The sequence below is a fragment of the Leifsonia naganoensis genome (genome assembly GCF_013410615.1).
In the GTDB taxonomy this organism is placed as follows: Bacteria; Actinomycetota; Actinomycetes; order Actinomycetales; family Microbacteriaceae; genus Leifsonia; species Leifsonia aquatica.
Genome location: NZ_JACCHJ010000001.1, coordinates 1963829 through 1983310 on the forward strand (window position 1 = coordinate 1963829; position 19482 = coordinate 1983310).

Annotated in this window: 24 protein-coding genes; 15 read left to right on the forward strand and 9 right to left on the reverse strand. The window is 72.2% G+C overall.

Annotated elements, in window-relative coordinates; all coding sequences use genetic code 11:
• Positions 1-16 precede the first annotated feature (16 nt).
• The 3 genes from HNR14_RS09570 (at position 17) to HNR14_RS09580 (ending at position 1638) form a co-directional block, all read left to right on the forward strand.
• The gene (locus tag HNR14_RS09570; RefSeq protein WP_179700847.1) at positions 17-490 is read left to right on the forward strand and encodes an ATP-dependent zinc protease family protein; all 474 of its coding nucleotides are present in this window, start codon (positions 17-19) and stop codon (positions 488-490) included.
• Between the two features lie 62 nt (positions 491-552).
• Complete coding sequence (locus tag HNR14_RS09575) at positions 553-1044, forward strand: GNAT family N-acetyltransferase (RefSeq protein WP_179700848.1); 492 nt, start codon at positions 553-555, stop codon at positions 1042-1044.
• Between the two features lie 417 nt (positions 1045-1461).
• Positions 1462-1638 carry a hypothetical protein gene (locus HNR14_RS09580; RefSeq protein WP_179700849.1) on the forward strand — a complete coding sequence of 59 codons (177 nt, stop codon included), beginning with the start codon at positions 1462-1464 and terminating at the stop codon, positions 1636-1638.
• Positions 1639-1657: 19 nt separating this feature from the next.
• On the opposite strand, the gene HNR14_RS09585 is transcribed toward HNR14_RS09580, so the two are convergent.
• From HNR14_RS09585 to HNR14_RS09600, 4 genes are all read right to left on the reverse strand, one after another.
• Positions 1658-2275 carry an HdeD family acid-resistance protein gene (locus tag HNR14_RS09585; RefSeq protein WP_039921890.1) on the reverse strand — a complete coding sequence of 206 codons (618 nt, stop codon included), beginning with the start codon at positions 2273-2275 and terminating at the stop codon, positions 1658-1660.
• A 202-nt stretch (positions 2276-2477) separates the two neighbouring features.
• Entirely contained in the window at positions 2478-4010 is a 1533-nt protein-coding gene (locus tag HNR14_RS09590; protein WP_179700850.1) for an ATP-dependent DNA ligase, read from the reverse strand.
• 41 nt (positions 4011-4051) lie between these two features.
• A complete protein-coding gene (locus HNR14_RS09595) occupies positions 4052-4510 on the reverse strand; it encodes an NUDIX domain-containing protein (protein ID WP_179700851.1) in 459 nt (152 codons plus the stop codon).
• Positions 4511-4875: 365 nt separating this feature from the next.
• A complete protein-coding gene (locus HNR14_RS09600) occupies positions 4876-5067 on the reverse strand; it encodes a hypothetical protein (RefSeq protein WP_179700852.1) in 192 nt (63 codons plus the stop codon).
• 230 nt (positions 5068-5297) lie between these two features.
• On the opposite strand from HNR14_RS09600, the gene HNR14_RS09605 reads away from it, so the two are divergent.
• Positions 5298-6212 (forward strand): helix-turn-helix domain-containing protein, encoded by a 915-nt coding sequence (locus HNR14_RS09605; RefSeq protein ID WP_179700853.1) that lies wholly within the window; start codon positions 5298-5300, stop codon positions 6210-6212.
• A 131-nt stretch (positions 6213-6343) separates the two neighbouring features.
• Positions 6344-7639 (forward strand): alpha/beta hydrolase-fold protein, encoded by a 1296-nt coding sequence (locus tag HNR14_RS09610; RefSeq protein WP_179700854.1) that lies wholly within the window; start codon positions 6344-6346, stop codon positions 7637-7639.
• Position 7640: 1 nt separating this feature from the next.
• Here HNR14_RS09610 and HNR14_RS09615 read toward each other — a convergent pair whose 3' ends face one another.
• From HNR14_RS09615 to HNR14_RS09625, 3 genes are all read right to left on the reverse strand, one after another.
• A complete protein-coding gene (locus HNR14_RS09615; RefSeq protein ID WP_343064449.1) occupies positions 7641-8351 on the reverse strand; it encodes a YceI family protein in 711 nt (236 codons plus the stop codon).
• Between the two features lie 78 nt (positions 8352-8429).
• On the reverse strand, positions 8430-9326 hold the full coding sequence (locus tag HNR14_RS09620) for an SDR family oxidoreductase (protein ID WP_179700855.1): 897 nt from the start codon (positions 9324-9326) through the stop codon (positions 8430-8432).
• A 71-nt stretch (positions 9327-9397) separates the two neighbouring features.
• The gene (locus tag HNR14_RS09625) at positions 9398-9745 is read right to left on the reverse strand and encodes a hypothetical protein (protein ID WP_179700856.1); all 348 of its coding nucleotides are present in this window, start codon (positions 9743-9745) and stop codon (positions 9398-9400) included.
• A 112-nt stretch (positions 9746-9857) separates the two neighbouring features.
• Here HNR14_RS09625 and HNR14_RS09630 point away from each other — a divergent pair, with 112 nt between their 5' ends.
• The 5 genes from HNR14_RS09630 to HNR14_RS21360 are packed head-to-tail and all read left to right on the forward strand — an operon-like array spanning position 9858 to position 14925.
• Positions 9858-11033 (forward strand): alcohol dehydrogenase catalytic domain-containing protein, encoded by a 1176-nt coding sequence (locus HNR14_RS09630; protein ID WP_179700857.1) that lies wholly within the window; start codon positions 9858-9860, stop codon positions 11031-11033.
• Positions 11034-11055: 22 nt separating this feature from the next.
• A complete protein-coding gene (locus HNR14_RS09635) occupies positions 11056-12060 on the forward strand; it encodes an acyl-CoA dehydrogenase family protein (protein WP_343064450.1) in 1005 nt (334 codons plus the stop codon).
• Positions 12054-13316 (forward strand): PIG-L family deacetylase, encoded by a 1263-nt coding sequence (locus tag HNR14_RS09640; RefSeq protein ID WP_179700858.1) that lies wholly within the window; start codon positions 12054-12056, stop codon positions 13314-13316. The genes HNR14_RS09635 and HNR14_RS09640 overlap by 7 nt, the downstream gene beginning before the upstream one ends.
• A complete protein-coding gene (locus HNR14_RS09645; protein ID WP_179700859.1) occupies positions 13313-13987 on the forward strand; it encodes a glycosyltransferase family 2 protein in 675 nt (224 codons plus the stop codon). The genes HNR14_RS09640 and HNR14_RS09645 overlap by 4 nt, the downstream gene beginning before the upstream one ends.
• Positions 13984-14925 carry a helix-turn-helix domain-containing protein gene (locus HNR14_RS21360; RefSeq protein ID WP_179700860.1) on the forward strand — a complete coding sequence of 314 codons (942 nt, stop codon included), beginning with the start codon at positions 13984-13986 and terminating at the stop codon, positions 14923-14925. The genes HNR14_RS09645 and HNR14_RS21360 overlap by 4 nt, the downstream gene beginning before the upstream one ends.
• Before the next feature lie 24 nt (positions 14926-14949).
• Here the strand turns inward: HNR14_RS21360 and HNR14_RS09655 are convergent, their stop codons facing one another.
• A complete protein-coding gene (locus tag HNR14_RS09655) occupies positions 14950-15528 on the reverse strand; it encodes a Dps family protein (RefSeq protein WP_021764820.1) in 579 nt (192 codons plus the stop codon).
• 124 nt (positions 15529-15652) lie between these two features.
• Here HNR14_RS09655 and HNR14_RS09660 point away from each other — a divergent pair, with 124 nt between their 5' ends.
• The 4 genes from HNR14_RS09660 to HNR14_RS09675 all read left to right on the forward strand — a co-directional run bounded on the left by HNR14_RS09660 (position 15653) and on the right by HNR14_RS09675 (position 17956).
• Positions 15653-16228: a TetR/AcrR family transcriptional regulator gene (locus HNR14_RS09660; RefSeq protein ID WP_179700861.1), complete on the forward strand. Its 576-nt coding sequence runs from the start codon at positions 15653-15655 to the stop codon at positions 16226-16228.
• Positions 16229-16274: 46 nt separating this feature from the next.
• A complete protein-coding gene (locus HNR14_RS09665) occupies positions 16275-16856 on the forward strand; it encodes a sugar O-acetyltransferase (RefSeq protein ID WP_021764818.1) in 582 nt (193 codons plus the stop codon).
• Positions 16857-16930: 74 nt separating this feature from the next.
• Entirely contained in the window at positions 16931-17134 is a 204-nt protein-coding gene (locus HNR14_RS09670; RefSeq protein ID WP_021764817.1) for a hypothetical protein, read from the forward strand.
• Positions 17135-17143: 9 nt separating this feature from the next.
• Entirely contained in the window at positions 17144-17956 is an 813-nt protein-coding gene (locus HNR14_RS09675; protein ID WP_179700862.1) for an alpha/beta fold hydrolase, read from the forward strand.
• Positions 17957-17974: 18 nt separating this feature from the next.
• On the opposite strand, the gene HNR14_RS09680 is transcribed toward HNR14_RS09675, so the two are convergent.
• The gene (locus tag HNR14_RS09680) at positions 17975-18427 is read right to left on the reverse strand and encodes a VOC family protein (protein ID WP_246311552.1); all 453 of its coding nucleotides are present in this window, start codon (positions 18425-18427) and stop codon (positions 17975-17977) included.
• Positions 18428-18529: 102 nt separating this feature from the next.
• On the opposite strand from HNR14_RS09680, the gene HNR14_RS09685 reads away from it, so the two are divergent.
• Entirely contained in the window at positions 18530-19480 is a 951-nt protein-coding gene (locus tag HNR14_RS09685) for a helix-turn-helix transcriptional regulator (RefSeq protein ID WP_179700864.1), read from the forward strand.
• The last annotated feature ends 2 nt before the right edge of the window (positions 19481-19482 follow it).

Genomic DNA, 19482 nt, shown 5'->3' on the forward strand with positions numbered 1-19482 from the left:
CTGCCAAGATGGGGGAATGGCTGACGACCTCCATTCAAACACCGTGGCGGTCGGCTGGCGTGAGTGGGTGGGGCTTCCCGGCATCGGCGTGCCGTGGATCAAGGTCAAGATCGACACGGGCGCCCGCAGTTCGGCCCTCCACACCTTCGACATCGAGGAGCTCGACGGCAACCGGGTGCGGTTCACGGTGCACCCGTGGCAGGACTCCGACGCGGATGCGATCGCGGTCGAGTGCGACATCCACGACCGCCGCGTCGTGCGCAGCTCCTCGGGCCACACCGAGGAGCGGATCGTCGTCCTCCTCGACCTCGCTCTCGCGGGACGCACCGTGCAGGCCGAGACCACGCTGAGCAACCGCGACCAGATGGGCTTCCGGATGCTGGTGGGCCGGGAGGCGCTGCGCCAGGGGTTCCTGGTCGATCCGGGCAAGTCGTTCCTCGGCGGCCGCGCGCCCCGGGATGTGCGCCGCCGCAACCGCGGCCGCGCGTAGCGTCCCGTCGCAGCGCTGACCCGCAGCGCCACTGCGGCGTCCGCCCGTCGTAGGGTGTCGGGATGAGCGACGTCGACGTGCATCCCGCCGGGCCGGACGAGTGGGCGGAGGCCGGCGGCCTGCGCTGGGACTCCCTCCTTGAGTTCGGCGGCGAGCCGGACGATATGCGCGAGGTGTTCGCGGCGCGATTCTCCGAGTGGGCGGCGGCCAACCAGGCCACGCACGAGTGCTTCGTGGCCGTCGCGGACGGCGTGGTGATCGGGATGACCTGGCTCGCTCGCACGGCCCGGGTGCCGAGCGCCCGCTCCTTCGACCGCGCGTCGGGCGATCTCCAGTGCGCGTACGTCGTGCCGCGGCTGCGCGGGCGGGGGATCGGGGGCCGGCTCGTCGACGCCGTCCTGGCACGCGCCGCGGAGCACGGGCTCGAACGCGTCACCGTGCACTCGAGCCCGCGGGCCGTCGTCGCGTACGAGCGCCACGGCTTCGCGTCCGAGGGCCGGCTGCTCCACACGCCCGTGTCGCATGAGGATCTCTTCAGCCGAAACGAACGGTAGACCGCAGGGTCCACTGTCAACCATTGACGGTTTCTGTCCTCCAGATTGAGGACACGGCCCGCGGGGCCATAGCGTGGTCTCAGCCCGGGGATGCCGCCGCGATGTGGATACGAAATCCGAACAGCGATGACGTCTCAACCCGACACGGAGCAGTCGGCATCCCCTGGGGGCTCTCTTCTTTCCGGGTGGCCGAGGCGCGCAGCGCCCCCACTCGCCCCGGTTCCGCTCCGACAACCCGAATGCGGAGCGGCCGCCGTCGTCGACGGGCCGGCCCGTGGTCCCTCACGGAGCGCGGCCCGTCGCGACTGCCTCGCGCACGGCGGACGAACCGATTCGCTTCAGTTCGCGTCATGGATCGCCCGAACCGTCGTCTCACTTCGTGGAGGGGTGCATCCCTCCGTCGAGAGAGGACGAGCCATGACGAAGACCGCGACGACCGGGCCGACCACCATCGAAGAGGAGCTGGGCAACCCGCTCGACTTCCACGTGGAGGTCTACGAGAGCACCCTCACGCACGAGGAGATCCTGGTCGGCTGCTGGTGCCCGATCGGCCGCACGCACACGTACGCCGAAGCGGTCGGCGCCGCCGCCTGAGTCGCCGGGAGAACCGTCGCTAGACGGCCGGCGAGGAGGGGGTCGCGACCCCGCGGCCGAACGTGATCGCCCGGATGATCTGGATGATGCCGAGCACGATCAGGCTGATGCCGGTGAGCACGAACAGCACCACGATCCCCCACAGCGGGGTGAAGAGCAGCACGATGCCGGCGATGATGCTCAGGATGCCGAAGAAGACCGCCCAGCCGCGCGACGGGGAGTCCCCCAGCTGAGCCAGGGTGACCGCGCCCTCCACGATCCACGCGATGCCGACCAGGATGCCGATGAACACGGCCAGGAAGGCGGTCGTGCCGCTGAGGTTCGCGAAGGCGATGATCGCGCCGATCACGAGCAGCACGCCGAACACGATGTCGAGCGCTCGCGAGCCTCCGCTGAGGCCCTTGGCGAAGATCCCGATGCTGAGGTACGCCAGGCCCGACACGAGCAGGGAGATGGCGATCAGGATGGTGAGGCCGACCGCGGCGGTCTTCGGCCAGAACACGATGATGACGCCGATGATCAGCGCCACCGTGCCGCTGATCCCGAGCGCGACGCGCACGCTGTTGATCACCGAGCCGGTCATGTCCTTGCCGTTGAGCGAGAAGGCGGCGAAACCCGAAGGCTGAGAAGTGGACATCGCGAGCATCCTTTCCGTGGATGCTTCGGACGCTAGCGCTCAGCGCACCCGCCTGTCTATGACCGGCGTCACACAACGGTGGCGGGGGTCAGCGCAGGCGCTCCTCCTCCTCGCGCTCCAGGCGCTCCTTCTCGGCGACCTTCGCCTCTTCGGTCTTCTGGATCTCTTCTTCGCGCGGGGTCTTGTTCGTCATGCCCGGAGCCTACTCCGGGGTGCCGCGCAGGAGTCCGCGGAGGTTCGTTATCGTGTCGGCCTCGGCGGCCGTCTTGTCGTCGCGGTACCGCTTGACGCGCGCGAACCGCAGCGCGATGCCGCCGGGGTAGCGGCTGGAGCGCTGCACGCCGTCGATCGCGATCTCGACGACGGTGGTCGGCGCCACCCACACCGTGCCGGGGGTGCGCCGCACCTCGATCTCCTGGAACAGCTCGGTCTGCATCCGCAGCATCTCGTCGGTCAGGCCCTTGAAGGTCTTGCCGACCATGACGAAGCCGCCCGGCTCGCCGTACTCGCCGTCCGGGTCGAGCGCGCCGAGGTGGAGGTTGGAGAGCAGGCCCTGCCGCCGGCCCGATCCCCACTCGCAGGCGAGCACGACCAGGTCGTAGGTGTGCACCGGCTTGACTTTGATCCAGCTCGATCCGCGCCGTCCCGCCGCGTACGGCGAGCCGAGCGCCTTGACGACCACGCCCTCCTGTCCGGCCGCGAGGGCGTCGCGGGCGACCTGCTCGGCGACCTCGGGGTCGTCGGTCACCCGGCCCGGGATGCGGTGCTCGCCCGCCACCCGCTCCAGCTCCGCGCGGCGCACCGAGAGCGGCTCGTCGAGCAGGTCGCGGCCGTCCACGTGCAGGATGTCGAAGAACCAGGGGTGCAGCACGGTCTCGCCGACCGACTCGGAGCCGAAGCGCGACATGGTCTCCTGGAACGGGCGCGGTCCGCCGTCCTCGTCGAGGGCGAGCGTCTCGCCGTCCAGGATGAGGTCGCGTGCCGGCATGGAGCGCACGACCTCCACGACCTCGGGCACCCGGTGGGTGATGTCGGCGAGCGTGCGGGTGAAGACGCGCACCTCGTCGCCGTTCCGGTGCACCTGGATGCGCGCCCCGTCGAGCTTGAACTCGACCGACGCCTCCCCGGTCGTCTCGAGCGCGGCGCTCGCGCTCGCGGCGGTCGCCGCCAGCATGGGCAGCACCGGCCGCCCGACGACGAGCCCGACGTCGTCGAGTTCGTCGGCCGTGCCGGTCAGTGCGAGGAGGGCGGTCTCGCCGAGATCCCCGGACAGCATCGCCGCTCGGCGGACGCTCGGGGCCGGGCGGTCGGAGGCGCGGGCGATGGCGTCGAGGAGCACCCCCTCCAGCGCGCCGGTGCGCATCTCGCCGAGCAGCACGCGACCGATGAAGTCCTGCTCGGCCGCGGTCGCGCGCCCGGTGAGGTCGCGCAGGGCGGCGGTGCGCTCGGCGGCGGAGCCGGCACCGGAGAGGGTGAGCATCTTGTCGAGGAACGCGTCCAGATCGCCGACGGTGAGCGTGGCCTCTGCGGCCGGCTCGCCCATCGCGGCGCCGAGCCCGCGCCAGCCGACGCCGACGCGGCCCTGTCGCGGGCGGCCCACGAGCATCCCGACGGCGGGCGCGACCTCATCGGGGGCGAGCCGGTTCAGCAGTTCGGCGAGGGCGTCGACCTTCGCCAGCCGCGACCGCGTGGCGGCGACGGTGTCTGCGGTGGTCACGAGCGCATCGAGGAGCACGCCGCCCAGTCTCCCACCGCCCCCCGACAGCACCACCCCCGTCAGAGCGCGTCGGCGTCCGCGAGCACCCGGTCGATCCAGGGGAAGTGATCGAGGGCGCCGACCTCCGAGCGGGTGAACCACCCGACCTCGGCGATCTCCTCCGGCTCCGCGGCGCGCGGCGCCCCGTCGAGGCTGCACAGGTAGGCGACGGTCACATACGAGACCTGGTCGCCGTTGCCGTAGACGACGTCGAGGGCCGGTCCGCCGCACGCGTCGACCACCCGGCCCGCGACGGCGGCGACGCCGAGCTCCTCCCGGATCTCGCGCTCGAGCGCCGCGCGCGGTTCCTCGCCCGGCTCCACCCCTCCGCCCACGAGGCTCCACCGCCCGCTCTGCGTGTGCCGCGCCAGCAGGTACCGGCCGCGGTCATCGCGGACCACGGCGGTGACCCCGGGGAGGAGCAGCGGGCGGGCGCCGATGAGCGCTCGGATCTCTGCGATGTACGGGGAGAGCGGCATCCATCCACGCTACCCCGGTGGCTAGGGTGGGTTGCGGGGGTGGGGCATGAGGGAATGCCGGAGGATCGTATCCGCGACGGTGGCGCTCGCCGTGGTGATGGGGGCGTCGGCGGGGTGCACGGCGATGCCGTCGCCGTTCGACGGAGAGCGCTCGCAGGAGGACGAGCTGCCGGCCGTCGTGCCGCCCGTCGAGGGCGGCCGGGAATCGAGCGCGCGTTACCAGGGTCAGTCGGCCGGGTACGACGTTCCGGGTGCAGCTGCAGGGCTTCGACGGGGAGCGGGAGCCGACCGGCGTCGAGATCTCGCCGTGGGTCCACGACGTGACCGACATCGACCACTGAGCGCACGAGGCGTGAAGGATCGCGTCAGCGGGCGCCGAGGATGCGCTCGATGCGGAGCCACGTGCGCTGATCCACCCGGCGGCGGTCCGCGTCCACGGCCGACCGCAGAATGGTGCGTCGTGCGTCGCCCGCCTCGCTCGCGGCGATCTCGGTGACGCAGGTCACGAGACCGTAGCCCGGTACGAGAAGCGTGCAGGTCACGGGTGGATCCGACATGGGCTGCTCCTTCGCTGGATGGCCGACTGTGCGACCGAGTTTCGCCAGTGTCGCGTCGGCGGAGAGGCGGGTTGCGCGTTCTGCGAGTCCGCTTGCGGTTTCTGCTCGCGTCGAGGACGGTTCGGCCTCTACGTCTCCCGCATTTGCGAGCCGCTCTTCCGGTGGTTCACTGGGACCAGACCCGGGATCGGAGGAGCACGGTGACGTCGCGGCGAACGAGGTGGGATGCGATGCCACCCGTGGAGGGACTGCGGCTCGCCGTCCGGGGCATCGCGGCGGTGGAGGCGAACCCGGCCCTGGCGGACTATCTGACGTCCGCGAACCTGAGGATCGTCCGGCTGGAGGAGTCCGACAGCCTGCGGATCCGGATGACGCGCTTCCCCGAGCTCACGTTCGCCCAGGCGACACTGCCGCGCGCGCTCGTCGAATGGCCGCGCGACGCGCTGTCGCTCACGCGCGCCGCCGTCATCCTCTGCATCAGCGGGCGCATCGCGGTGACCTCCTCCTCGACGATCATCGAGCGTCGCCCCGGGATGTTCCTGGTCCCGCCCGGCGACGCCCCGCTCACGTTCGAGACGCTGGACGACCTCAACGAGGTGCTCTACATCAGCGCCCCGGCCTCGCTGGTGAGCGACATCGATGTACGGCGGGGGCGCAGCTCCACGCGACCGGAGGTGCCCGCGAACGTGCTCGCACCGCTGCTCGCCTTCGCGACCTCCCTCAGCGCGGGATCCGTCGGCAACTCGCTCATCGTCGGCCCGCTGCGCTCGGTGGCGATGGAGGTGGGGCGTGCGCTCGCGCGGCTGATCGCCGAGGGCGACCCGAGCGAGCTCACCCTGTTCTCGCGGACGATGCGCCTCATCGTGGAGAACCATGCGGACGCCCGGTTGTCGGTGCCGCGCCTGGCCGAACTCGCCGAGGTGTCGCCGCGCAGCCTCCAGGCCGCCTTCGCGACGGAAGGCACGACGGTGGCGGGAGAGGTGCGGGCGACCCGCGCCCGGGAGGCGAGGGCGCTTCGCGACCGCAACCCGTCGATGCCGGCCGCGCAGATCGCCCGGAGCGTCGGCTTCGGCTCCGTGTCAACGCTGTACCGGGCGCTGGAGGCGGAGGCCCGGCCGTCGGCTCCGGACGATCGGCCGTTCTGAGCGGACGCGCAGATTCCGTCGGACGAATCTCAGCGATGGACGGCCGTCCATCCGCTTGAATGAGCAGGGGTCCGAAGCGGATCCGAGGAGGGGCCGAGCATTCGCGGGGCCGGTCTGACGGGGGTCGTCGCGTGTTCGATGGGGTGCTGTCGCTCGATGTGCTGAGCGGCCCGTTGCCGGTGCTGCTGTTCGTGGCGGCCGCGGGCATCCTGATCGCGCTCCTCGCGCGACGCCCGTCGGCACGCTGGCTGCGCAGGGTCGCGCTCGCCGCGGTCGGCGGCCTCGCGGCGGCGATCGTGGTGTGGCTCGTCTGCGTCCGCTGGCTCAACCTGTTCGGGGAGTCGCTCGGAGCGGGCAACTACGCCTGGCTCGCGGCGGCGTTCTGCGGAGTGGCTTTGTGCGCGGTGAGCATCGGGAGCCGGCCGCGCTGGCGGACGGTGGTCGCGATCGTGGGAATCCCCGTGTTCCTGGCCGCCGCCACCGTCGGGATCAACGCCAACTACGGCCTCAACCGCACGCTCGGCGGGCTGCTCGCCATCACCGTCCCCAAGCCGATCGCGCTGACGCCGCCGACCAGCGCCGCGCACCGCTACGACACCGAGCTGTGGAAGCACTGGCGTGCGCCGAGCGACATGCCGGCGCGCGGAGAGGTCGGCACCGTCCGCATCCCGCCCACCGCGAGCGGGTTCCGGGCGCGCGAGGCGGGCCTGTACCTGCCGCCCGCCGCCCGCGTCGCCCACCCGCCGACGCTGCCGCTCGTCGTGATGATGATGGGGCAGCCGGGAAACCCCGACCCTGAGCCGATAGCCGGGGTGCTGGACCGCTTCGCCGCCTCCCATCACGGATTGGCGCCTATCGTGATCGTCGCCGACCAACTCGGGGATCCGACGCACGACACCCTCTGCCGCGACACCAAGCGCTTCGGAGCCGTGGAGACCTACATCACACGCGACGTTCCGGCGTGGGCCGAGAAGAACCTCGCCGTCACCCACGACCACCGCTTCTGGACCGTCGCGGGCTATTCCAACGGCGGCCTGTGCGCGCTCTCCTTCGGCATCGGCCATCCCGACCTGTTCACGAACATCCTCGACATCTCTGGTGAGGAGTTCCCGGGTGCCGAGCATCCGGATGCGACCCTCCACGACGAGTTCGGAGGCGACCAGGCGGCGTACGACCGCGCCAAGCCGTTCACCCGGCTGCGGGCGTCCTCGTTCCCGGGGACCACGGCGATCTTCACGGCGTGCGCCGACGACCCCGGCTACCACGCCGTCGCACTGCGCGCCTCGCAGCTGGCTCGGGCGGCCGGCATCAACAGCGCGTTCGTCAGCCTCCCGACGGGCGGCCACGGGATCGGTGCGCTGGATGGCGGACTGAACGGCGGTTTCGCGGACCTCTACCCCTTGCTGGGGCTCGAGGCCCCGCGCTGAGTCAGCCGGCCGCCTTCTCCAGATTGAGCAGGAACTCCACGGACCCGGTCTTCTCGACCTTCACGAAGCCGAGGCTCGGCGCCGTCACGCCGTAGTCCGCGAAGGTGATCGGGATGCTGCCGCTCAACTGGCCGCCGTTGCCGTTCAGGCCCACCTGGAGGTCGGCCGTCACCGTCTTCGACACCCCGTGGAGGGTGAGCGTGCCGGTGGCCTTCACCGTCTGGGACGCGCCCGACGCGGGCGTGCTGACCGTGACGGGCTCGGTGAGCTCGAAGGTCGCCTCGGGGTACGTGTCGGTCTGGAGGGCGGTGGAGCGGAAGTAATCGTCGCGGTTGGGCTCGTCGGTGGCGATCGTGGCGACCTTGACGGTGACGGTCGCCTTCGTGAGGGTGAGCTTGTCGACGGTGAAGGATCCCGTGACGTCGGCCGTGCGCCCGGTGACCGTGACGTTCACGCCGTTGAGCACCTCGTCCACCCGGTAGCCGGCGAACGACGACGCCCCGACCTGCCAATCCCCGCTGAGGTCGGAGGTGTCGATCGTCGTCTTCGCCTCCGGGTCCGTGGTGAGCGCGACCGTCGGCACCGCGTCCGCCGGACCCGCGATCAGGTCGCGATAGACGTACGGCGCGGCGATCGCACCGGCCACGCCGAGCACGACGACTCCCGCGGCGACGGAGATCCAGACCTTCGAGGACTTCTTCATCGGGGACATGTCAACAAACCTACGGAATCCCGCCCCGCGGGTGGCTGGGAGTCGTCGATGATCCGCCTGGGAGAGCCCTGGCCATCGTTACGGCGTCGGCATCCCTCCGTTGACCGAGAGCGTCTCGCCGATCACGTAGCTCGACTCGGGGGAGGCGAGGAAGACGTAGGCCGGTGCGAGCTCGGCCGGCTGTCCGGCGCGGCCGATCGGGGTCTGGGATCCGAAGTCCGGCAGCTCCTCCGGCGGCTGGCCGGCGCTCGGCTGCAGGGGCGTCCAGATCGGCCCGGGCGCGACCGCGTTGACGCGGATGCCCTTCGGTGCGAGCTGCTGGGCGAGCGCCTTCGTGAACGCGTTGATGGCGGCCTTCGTCGTCGCATAGTCGACGAGCTGTTCGCCCGGCATGTACGCCTGCACCGAGGTCGTGTTGATGATGGTCGCGCCCGGCTTCAGGTGCGGGAGGGCGTCCTTGGTGAGCCAGAACATCGCGTAGACGTTCGTCTTCATCGTGAGGTCGAACTGGTCGTCGGGGAGCTCCGCGAGGTCGGTGCAGAAGATCTGCTTGCCCGCGTTGTTGACCAGGATGTCGAGGCCGCCGAAGGCGTCGACGACCCGGTTGACGACCTCAGCGGAGAAGGCGCGATCGGTCAGGTCTCCCGGGATCAGCAGCGCCTCCCGGTCGGCCGCGCGGATCTGCTCGGCGATCGCCTGGGCGTCCACCTCCTCGTCGGGCAGGTACACGATGGCGACGTCGGCGCCCTCGCGGGCGAAGGCGATGGCGGCAGCTGCGCCGATCCCGGAGTCGCCGCCGGTCACCAGCGCCTTGCGACCGGTGAGTCGGCCGCTGCCGACGTAGCTGGTCTCGCCGTGGTCGGCGGGCGGGTCGAGCTCGCTGTCGCGGCCGGGCTCGGAGACCTGCTTCTCGGGCGGCTCGATGTGCGGGTAGCGGTCGACTGGGTTGTCGAAGGTGTACTGATTCTGAGGCATGGTTCCAGCGAACCACCGCGTCGGGACCCTCCCCAGGGGGTTTCCTCCCGCGGCGAGAGGGGTACCTTGGCTCAGTCGCCGTCGAGCTCGTCGAGCAGCCTCTTCGCGGCGCGGGCGATCTCGTCGTGGTCGTTCTGGGCGGCGCGGCTCTCGAGGGAGATCACGGCGCAGCGGTGCAGGCGCGCGAAGTCGCCGTACGGGAAGGTGTAGCGCCCCTTCGTCTCCTCCGACGCGTCCGGGTCCTCGCCCAGATGCCAGAGCGCGAACTTCGCCCAGCCGTGCTTGTCGATGAACGCGTTCTCGTCGTCGGCGCTCGGCGCGTGCTCGCTCCAGTCGTCGCGCTCGTCGCGCACGATCCGGCTCTTCCCTATCAGCTCCCGCGCGTGTTCGAGCGCGGCCCGGTTCAGTCTCGTCGTCATCGTCGGTCCTCTCCTGCCGGGTGCCGGATGCCCCTGGGCAGTCATTGATCCACGGATGGCCCCGATTGTGAACCCCTGTCGGAGACCGGTGCGACGGCGTACTTGTCGAGTCATGAGAGCACTCACCTGGCAGGGGAACAAGAAGCTCGCCGTCGTCGACGCCCCCGACCCGCGCATCCAGGAGCCGACGGACGTGATCGTGCGCATCACGTCGTCCGCGATCTGCGGCTCCGACCTCCACCTCTACGACGTCCTCGGGCCGTTCCTGAGCGCCGGCGACATCCTGGGGCACGAGCCGATGGGGATCGTCGAGGAGGTCGGCGCCGAGGTGCGCGAGCTCACGGTGGGCGACCGGGTGGTGATCCCGTTCGTCATCGCGTGCGGGCACTGCCACATGTGCCGGCTGGGCCTCACGACCCAGTGCGAGACGACGCAGAACTACGACCAGGGCACGGGTGCCGCGCTGTACGGCTACACCGAGCTCTACGGCTCCGTGCCCGGCGGCCAGGCCGAGCGCCTGCGCGTGCCGCTCGCCGACTTCAACGCGCTCAAGGTGGGCACCGAGCTGCCCGACGAGCGGTACCTCTTCCTCAGCGACATCCTCCCGACCGCCTGGCAGGGCGTGCAGTACGCGAACCTCCCGGAGCGCGGCGTGCTCGGCGTCATCGGCCTCGGGCCGGTCGGGCAGTTCGTGAGCCGGATCGGCGTGCACCTCGGTCACCGGGTCGTCGCGGTCGACCCCGTCCCCGAACGGCGCGCGATGGCCGAGCGGCACGGCGTCGACACCTTCGACCTCTCCGACGATGCGGCCTCGTGGCTGCGCGAGGCCACCGACGGCCGCGGTCCGGACGCCGTCGTGGACGCGGTCGGGATGGAGGCCCACGGCAATCCGACGACCGCCCTCACGCAGTCGGCGGTCGGTCTGCTGCCCGACCCGGTCGCCAAGAAGCTCATGACGACCGCCGGCGTCGACCGGCTCGCCGCGATGATGCTCGCGATCGACGCGGTCCGGCGCGGCGGCACGGTCTCGCTGAGCGGCGTCTACTCCGGCGTCGCCGACCCGATGCCGCTCATGAAGATGTTCGACAAGCAGCTCTCGCTGCGGATGGGGCAGTGCAACGTCCACTCCTGGCGCGACACCCTGCTCCCACTCGTCGAGGATCCGTCGGATCCGCTCGGCACCGAGGACCTCGTCACCCATCACGCCTCGATCGACGACGCTCCCGGCATGTACGACCTGTTCCGCGACAAGAAGGACGGCTGTGTCAAGGTCGTACTCCATCCCTGAGGCGGCAGTGCAGCAGGCGGCCGTGACCACCGACGGAGCCGCTTTCGCGCGCTTCCTCTCCGCATCGTCGTCGTGGGGAGGCAGCGTGGCGCCGATGCTCGCGGTTCTCCGCGCCGTCGAGCCCGGGTCGCTGCTCCCGTTGCCGGGTGCCGGGCAGACGGACGAGCGCCTCCGCCGGTTGGCGCGCGTCGCCGAGAGCGACGTGACCGCCGCCCGGGTCCTCGAGCCGCACGTCGACGCCGTGGCCATCCTCGCGGAAGCCGGGGAGCCGGCGCCCGAGCGCGGCACGACCTGGGGCGTGTTCGCCGCCGAGGCTCCGGACGCGGTGATGCAGGCGATCCCCACCGCCGACGGCTGGCTGCTGCGCGGGCGCAAGGCGTGGTGCTCGCTCGCCGGCGAGCTGACCAATGCGCTCGTCACCGCGACGACCCTGACCGGCGAACGGCGGATCTTCGCGGTCGACCTCACGGCCGCCGAGGTCACCGCGGAGCCGGCCCACTGGGTCGCCCGCGGGCTCGCGGAGGTCGTGAGCGGTCCCGTCCGGTTCGACGGAGCGGTCGCCACGCCGGTCGGCGAGGACGGGTGGTACCTGGATCGTCCCGGCTTCCGCTGGGGCGCCGTCGGGGTCGCCGCCTGCTGGTGGGGCGGCTGCCTCCCGATCGCGGAGGCGCTGGCGGCGCGGGTGCGCCGTCGCCCCGACGACGAGCTCGGCGCGGCTCGCGCCGGCGAGCTCCACCGCGCGCTCGACGCCGGACGGCTCGCCCTCCGCGACGCCGCCGCGCGCATCGACAGCGGAGCGGTCGACGACGCGGCCCTGCTCGCGCACGGCGTGCGCGGCACCGTGGCCGACGCCGTCGTGCTCGCCCTCGCCGCCGCCCGCGACGTGCTCGGACCGGCCGCCCTCGCGTTCGACGAGAGCCTCGCCCGGCGCTGCGCCGACCTCGAGCTCTATGTGGCCCAGTACCATCGGGGCCGCGACGACGCCTCCCTCGCCCGTCACCTGCCCGAAGGCGGGCTCGCGTGGTGAGTTTCGACCCGCTCGTGACGGTGACGCCGCACGAGGAGTGGGAGGAGGAGGCGCGCCGCCGGGAGGTCCCGCGCCGGACGGCCGAGTGGCTGGCCGGGTTCGACGCGGTCACCGTGCTCGCCGCGCATCCCGATGACGAGACCCTGGGCGCTGGAGGTCTGATCGCCTCGTGCGCGGAGGCGGGCATCCCCGTGTCGGTGGTGGTCGCGACGGTCGCCGAGCCGGCCCGTGCCGAGGAGCTCGCCGACGCGCTCGACCGCCTGGGCGTCACGACCGGACCCGTCCTGCTCGGCCTGACCGACGGCCGGCTCAAGCACGAGGCGGACGCCCTGCGCGGCGCCCTGGAGCGGGTCCTCCGTGCCGACGGCACCCGGCGGCTCGTGCTCGCGCCCTGGCCGGGCGACCGCCATGGCGACCACCGCACACTCGGCCGTGAGGCCGCCGAGGTGTGCGCGGCGGCCGGTCACACCCTCCGCTACTACCCGATCTGGCTCTGGCAGTGGGGGACGCCCGACGACCTCCCCTGGTCGCGTGCAGCGGAGGTCGAGCTGACCGGGGAGGCCCGCGAACGCAAGGGGGCGGCGCTCGCCGCGTTCCCGTCGCAGCTGCACTCGCCCGCCAACCCGTCCGGTGTCCTCGCCGCGGGTCTCGTCGAGCGTGCGACCGCAGGGCGGGAGCTGCTGATCGAGCCGCAGCAAGATCCGCTCGGCGAGCACTTCGAGCGGCTGCACCGCGCCAGCGCGGACCCCTGGTCGGTGCGCACCCGCTGGTACGAGCGGCGCAAGCGCGCCCTGACGCTCGCCTCCCTGCCGGCGGAACGCTACGGCCGTGCCCTCGAGCTCGGCTGCTCCAACGGCGAGCTCTCGGCCGCGCTCGCCGAGCGGTGCGACTCCGTGCTGGGGATCGACGCCTCCGCCGCCGCCGTCGAGCTCGCCTCCCGTCGCACGGCGGAACTCCCCACCGTCCGCGTCGAGCGGATGCGGGTGCCCGGCGAGTGGCCTGGCGGGGCCTTCGACCTGGTGGTCGTCTCCGAACTGGCCTACTACCTCGCGGCCGACCAGTGGACGGCGACGATCGAGCGAATCGCCGCCTCCCTCGCACCCGGCGGCGCGGTGCTGCTGTGCCACTGGTCCGGCATCGCGGACGACTTCGCGCAGACGGGTGCGGAGGCGCATGAGCGTTTCGCCGCACAGTCGGGCCTGCGCCGGCTCGTCGGCCATGTCGACGAGTCGTTCCGGCTGGAGGTCTACCGATGACCGTCGAGCATGTGATCGTCGCCGTGCCCGCGCGCGACGAGGAGGAGACGCTGGCGGCCTGCCTCGAGTCGGTGCTCGTCGCCTCCGCGCACGTGGAGGTGCCGGTGACCGTGGTGGTCGTCCTCGACGGCTGCGTGGACGCCTCGGCCGAGATCGCCCGGGGCTTCGCCGGAGTGCTGATCGTCGAGCGCGACCACGGCAACGTCGGCCGAGCGCGGCAGGACGGCGTCGCGGCCGGCCTGGCGCAGGCCGCGTCTGCGCCGGAGCGCACCTGGATCGCCTTCACCGACGCCGACACCGTGGTCCCGCGCAGGTGGCTGCAGGCGCATCTGGCGGCCGCCGAGAGCGCGGACCTCTTCGTCGGCGCGGTCGTTCCGCGCCTGGACGACCTGGACGCGGCCCGACGCCACGCCTGGACGCGCAGCCATCCGCCGGGCGCGACCCTGGGGCACGTCCACGGCGCCAACCTCGGGGTGCGCGCCAGCGCCTACGTGGCGGTCGGCGGCGTGCTGCCGCTCGTGGTGGGCGAAGACGTCGACCTCGTGGCACGGGTGAGGGCGTCCGGTCGCCCGGTCGTCGAGAGCGAGCAGCATCCCGTCCTCACCTCGGCGCGTCTCGAGGGCCGGGCGCCCGACGGATACGCGGCCCACTTGCGCGCCCTGGTCTCGTGACGACCCGCGAGCAGCTGCGGACGTCGGATGCGGATGCCGCGCTCGACCTGCTCCGCGGGGTCTACCGCGGGGTCGAGCTGACCGTCCCGGCGAGCAGGCGGTTCAGCTGCGACCTCTCGGTCGTGAGCGACGAGCGCTTCTCCCTCGTGAGCGTCGACCTGCGCTCGTCGGGCCGAGCCGCCATAGAGGCGCAGACGGCCTTCGTCATCGGCGAGTCCGCACTCCCGGTCCGGGTGTCGGTGGGCCGTCGCGTTCTCGACACCTCGCAGCCGTACCTCCATCCGGTCGCGCCCGCGGAGGCGGTGTGGGAGGCACGCCTGCTCCTGGACGTGACCCAGCTCGAGGAGCGTCCGGTGCGGGAGCTGCTCGCCCAGCACTACGGGCGGGACGACCTCCCGGTGCGCTTCTCCGACACTGCGCCCGTCTCTCCGGAGCGCGCCCGTCTCTGGTCGGCCGCCACCGCGCATGCCCGCGCCGTCGCAGCCGATCCCGAGGTGTTCTCGAGCGAGCTGGTGCGGGACGCGCTGTTCCGCAGCCTGACCGCCGCACTGGTGTCCGTCTTCCCCAGCGACCTGCTCGACCTGCCCGCTGCGCGCGACGGGGCGACCGCGACCCCCGCGGCCGTGCGGCGGGCGATCGCGTACATGGAGGAGAACGTCGCGGACCCCATCAGCGTCGCCGACATCGCGGAGGCCGCGCGTCTGTCGGCCCGCGGGCTGCAGGAGGCGTTCCGCCGCGTGTTCGGCGACACCCCCACCCGCTACCTGCGCCGGATGCGGCTGGAGGCGGCCCGCGCCGACCTCCAGCGCCGCGAGCGGACGGACGGCGCGACGGTGGCGCAGATCGCGAGGCGGTGGGGCTTCAGCCATCTCCCGCGGTTCGCGACCTACTACCGCGAGACGTTCGGCGAGAGCCCGCGGGACACCCTCGACACGTGATCGAGGGGCCCGCGGGCGGCCGGCTCAGGCCTTGGCCGGCGTGCGGTTCTCGGCGCTGACCATCCAGGCGAGCTGCTCGAGGCGCTCGATGATCGCGTGGAGCTGGTCGGCAGACGTCGGGTCGGCCTCGTCGACGTCGTCGTGCACCGAGCGCATCGTGCGGACCACGGCCTCCAGACGCGCGGTGATGAGGTCGATGGCGACGGCCGTGTCGATCTCGCCGTTCGGGAAGTCGTCGAGCGTGGTGGACTCGGCGACCGTGCGGGAGCGGCCGTCCGGCGTGGCGTGGAGGGCGCGCATGCGCTCGGCGATGTCGTCGCTGAACTCGCGTGCCGCCTCGACGATCTCGTCGAGCTGGAGGTGCAGGTCGCGGAAGTTGTGCCCGACGATGTTCCAGTGCGCCTGCTTGCCCTGCAGGTGCAGTTCGATCAGGTCGACGAGCACGCGCTGCAGGTCGGCGGCCAGGGACGCGGGTGCGACGAAGCCGTGCTCCGCGTTCTCGCGACGGGTGGTGTGCTCGCCGGCCGCTTCGCCGCGCGGGCGGGAGGTGCGGGGCGCGGCGGCCGCGGTGGTCTTGGTGGTCTTCTTGGCGGTGGTGGCCATCGGTATCGCTCCTTGGATTCGATTACACCCGGACGGTAGGCCGGTCGGGCCGCCTTGTGAACGGGGTTGACGGGTCGGAATCGACCGTCCGGCCGCCGGATTGGTACATGTGTACGCTGGCGGGATGGCCGACAGCTCCCCTGCCGAGGCGCGCAGACCGCGGCGCCACGACCCCGCCCGGCGCGACCGGATCATCGACGCCTGCCTCGATGTGATCGCCGAGCGCGGGGTCGCGGGCACGACGCATCGCCGGGTGGCGGAGGCCGCCGACGTCTCCCTGGGCTCGATGACCTACCACTTCACCGGCATGGATGCCCTGCTCGGCGAGGCGTTCGACCGGTTCGCGCGCACCTTCAGCGCCGGGTTCGACGCGAGCATGGCGGCGTGCACGTCGGCCGCCGAGGCTCGGGAGGCGCTCGCCCGCCACATCCTGCACGAGGTCTTCGGCACCCCGCGGGAGCTCGTGCTGACGCAGGAGCTGTACACGCTGGCGGCACGGGACCCGTGTTACCGGACCATCACGAACGCCTGGATGGGTCGGAGCCGCGCCGTGCTCGAGCGGTTCTTCGACCCGGTGACGGCGGGCATCCTGGACGCACTCGTCGAGGGGATGACGCTGCACCGGGCGCTGGATGTCGAGCCGTACGACGCCTCGGCGGTGCGCGCCGCGATCGACCGGGTCGCGGGCGGGGCGGCCTGAGCATTCGCTGCATGCACGGGTTCACCCGCAATGTACGATCGTACACATGAGTCACGACTACTTCGCCGGCGACCCCCGCACCAACCGTGAGCGCATGCTCGCCGGTGACCTCTACATCTCGGACGACCCGGAGAGCGAGCGCCTCGCCCTCCACGGGGCGCAGCTCGCCGACGCCTACCACCGCGCCTACATCGCCGGTGACGACGGGGCCCGCGCGATCCTCGAGGACCTCCTCGGAGCCCTGGGCGAGGATGCGTTCGTCAAGCCTCCGCTGTTCGTCGACTACGGCGCGCACATCACCGTCGGCGCCCGCACCTTCGTCAACTACAACCTCGTCGCGCTCGACGTGGCGAGCATCACGATCGGCGAGGACTGCCAGATCGGCCCCAACGTCCAGCTGCTGACCCCCACGCACCCGGTCGACCCGCAACCGCGCCGCGACAAGCTGGAGGCGGCGGAGCCGATCGTCATCGGCGACAACGTCTGGCTGGGCGGCGGCGCGATCGTCTGCCCCGGCGTCACGATCGGCGACAACAGTGTGATCGGGGCCGGCTCGGTCGTCACCCGTGACGTCCCGGCGAACGTGGTCGCGGTCGGCAACCCCGCGAGAGTCCTCCGCGAGATCTGAGTGTCGTGCCCGGAGGTACTTAACTTGGCGACGATTCCACTGCCCGCGGCTCGCCGCCGTGCGAGCCTGGCGGTATGGCTGCCGGTTCCGAATCCATCATCGTCGGGTCCCTCTGGGAGCGGAGGAGCGATCACCGCCGGGTCGTGGTGACCGGCCACGTCGAGCTGGGCTACGGCATGTCCGACGTCTACTGGGCGGGGACGGGCGGCTACATCGGCACCGGCCGGTGCGGCTCGCACGTCTGGCTGTCCCGCTACCGTCCGGTCGAAGCCGCCTAGGCTGGGGCGATGCCGCACCTTCGCATCGCCGACATCGACGTCTACGAGGAGGTCGCCGGCGCCGGCGACCCCGTCGTCCTGCTGCACGGCGGGTTCTGCTCGCTCGAATCGTTGCGGGCGCAGAGCGACGCGCTCGTCGCCGACCACCGCGTCTTCGCCTTCGAGCGGCCGGGCCACGGTCGCTCGGCGGACGTGGAGGGCGAGTACAGCTACGAGCGCGGGCTCGCCGAGACGGTCGCGTACCTCGACGCGAAGGGGATCGAGCGGGCCGACATCATCGGGTACAGCGACGGCGCCATCCTCGGCCTGCTGCTCGCGCTGGAGCATCCCGAGCGGGTGCGGTCGCTCGTCGCGATCAGCGCCAATCTCGACCCGTCGGCCTTCACGCACTCGCCCGAGGCGGCCGACGCCGTGGTGCTCGAGCCGCTCGGGCTGCCCGCGCACGTCGCGGACGCCGGGGAGCCGGAGCCCGACTCGGAGCGCATGCACTACGACCGGCTCTCACCCGACGGGCCCGAGCACGCGGATGTCGTCCTCGCGAAGCTGTTCCGTCTGTGGACGTCCGAACCGCGCATCGATCCGGCCGACCTCGGCCGCATCACCGCGCGCACGCTCGTGATGTCGGGCGACCGCGACACCATCCGGCCCGACCACAGCCTCCTGATCGCCTCGTCCATCCCGGGCGCGCAGCTGGCGATCGTGCCGGGCGCGACGCACGGTCTCGTGGCCGAACGGCCCGAGTTGATCGCGACGATCGTGCGCGCCTTCCTCGATGACGTGCGGCTCGACGAGGCGCAGGCGCCCGGGCGCCCGTCGAGCTGAGCGCCCGGGCGCCCGCGGTCAGCTCGCAGCCGGCGCCTCGACGTCGACGACCCAGGTGACGCCGAACCGGTCGGTCAGCATCCCGAAGCCGGCGCTCCACGCGGAGGCCGCGAGGGGCTCGACGATGCTCGCGCCCTCCGCCAGCCCGTCCCAGTAGCCGGTCGCCTCGTCGAGGCTGCCGGCGCGGACGGAGATGAAGAACGGCTGGTCCGTGATCGTGGCACCGTTCTCGCGGCGGGTCCCGCCCGCGAAGGCGTCGGTGCGGCCCGGGATGTCGTACGCCATGACGCGGAAGCCGTTCTCCGCCTGCAGCGTGCCGAAGACGACCCTGCCGGCGTCGGGGAGCTCGGCCGGCATCCCGAGCTCGCCGTAGGTGGTGGCGAAGACGTCGCCGCCGAAGACGCCCTGGTAGAAGTCGAGCGCGGCCCGCGCCGTGCCGGGGAAGTTGAGGTGGGTGGTGGTCGTGAGCATGAGTCCTCCTGGTCGATGTGATCGCGGCGCCATCGGCCGCAGAACCGATGGTCACAGCAGTGGAGGACAGATCGAGTCCTCGACTGCGAGCAGAATGGACGCATGATCGGGACCTCGTCACGGCTGCTCGCGCTGCTGTCGCTCCTCCAGACGCGCCGCGACTGGCCGGGCGGCGCCCTCGCCGAGCGGCTCGACGTCACCACGCGGACCGTCCGTCGCGACGTCGACCGGCTCCGGGAGCTGGGCTACCGCATCGATGCCGTGATGGGTCCGGACGGCGGCTACCGGCTGGCCGCCGGTTCTGAGCTCCCGCCGCTGCTGCTCGACGACGAGCAGGCCGTCGCGATCGCCGTCGCCCTGCAGAACGCGCCCGCGAGCGGCGCCGACATCGCCGAGGCCGCCGAACGGGCGCTGCTCACGGTGCGGCAGGTGATGCCGTCGCGGCTGCGGCACCGGATCGACGGCGTGCGCTTCACCGGTGCGAGCGCCGCGGTGCGGGTCGACCCCGCCGTGCTCGAGACGGTCAGCGAGCACGTGCGCCTGCACCGCACGCTCCGGTTCGACTACGGCGACGGGCAGGGGGAGGCTCCGCCGCGCCGGGCGGAACCGCACGGCCTGGTCGCCCGCGACGGCTTCTGGTACCTCGTGGCCTGGGACGTCGACCGCGACGACTGGCGGATCTTCCGCCTGGACAGGCTGGCCCCGCGCATCCCGCCCGGCCCGTCGTTCGCACCGCGACCCGTGCCGACCGGCGACGTCGACACCTTCCTCTCGGCCCGGTTCAAGGGCTCGACGGACGCGGACCGCTGGCCCTGCGTCGGCCGCGTCGAGCTCGACCTGCCGCTGCGGGAGGTCGCGCCCTGGGTCGGCGACTGCGAGGCCGCGGCGCTGTCGGAGCGGACGACGCTCGTCACGCTCGGGTCGTGGTCGTGGACTGGCCTGCTGGCGTCGGTGCTGCGGTTCGACGCCCCGTTCCGCGTCGTCGGACCGGAGGAGCTGATCTCCGCCGCCGACGAACTGGCTCGGCGGCTGGTCGCGTCGCACACCGTGTGAGC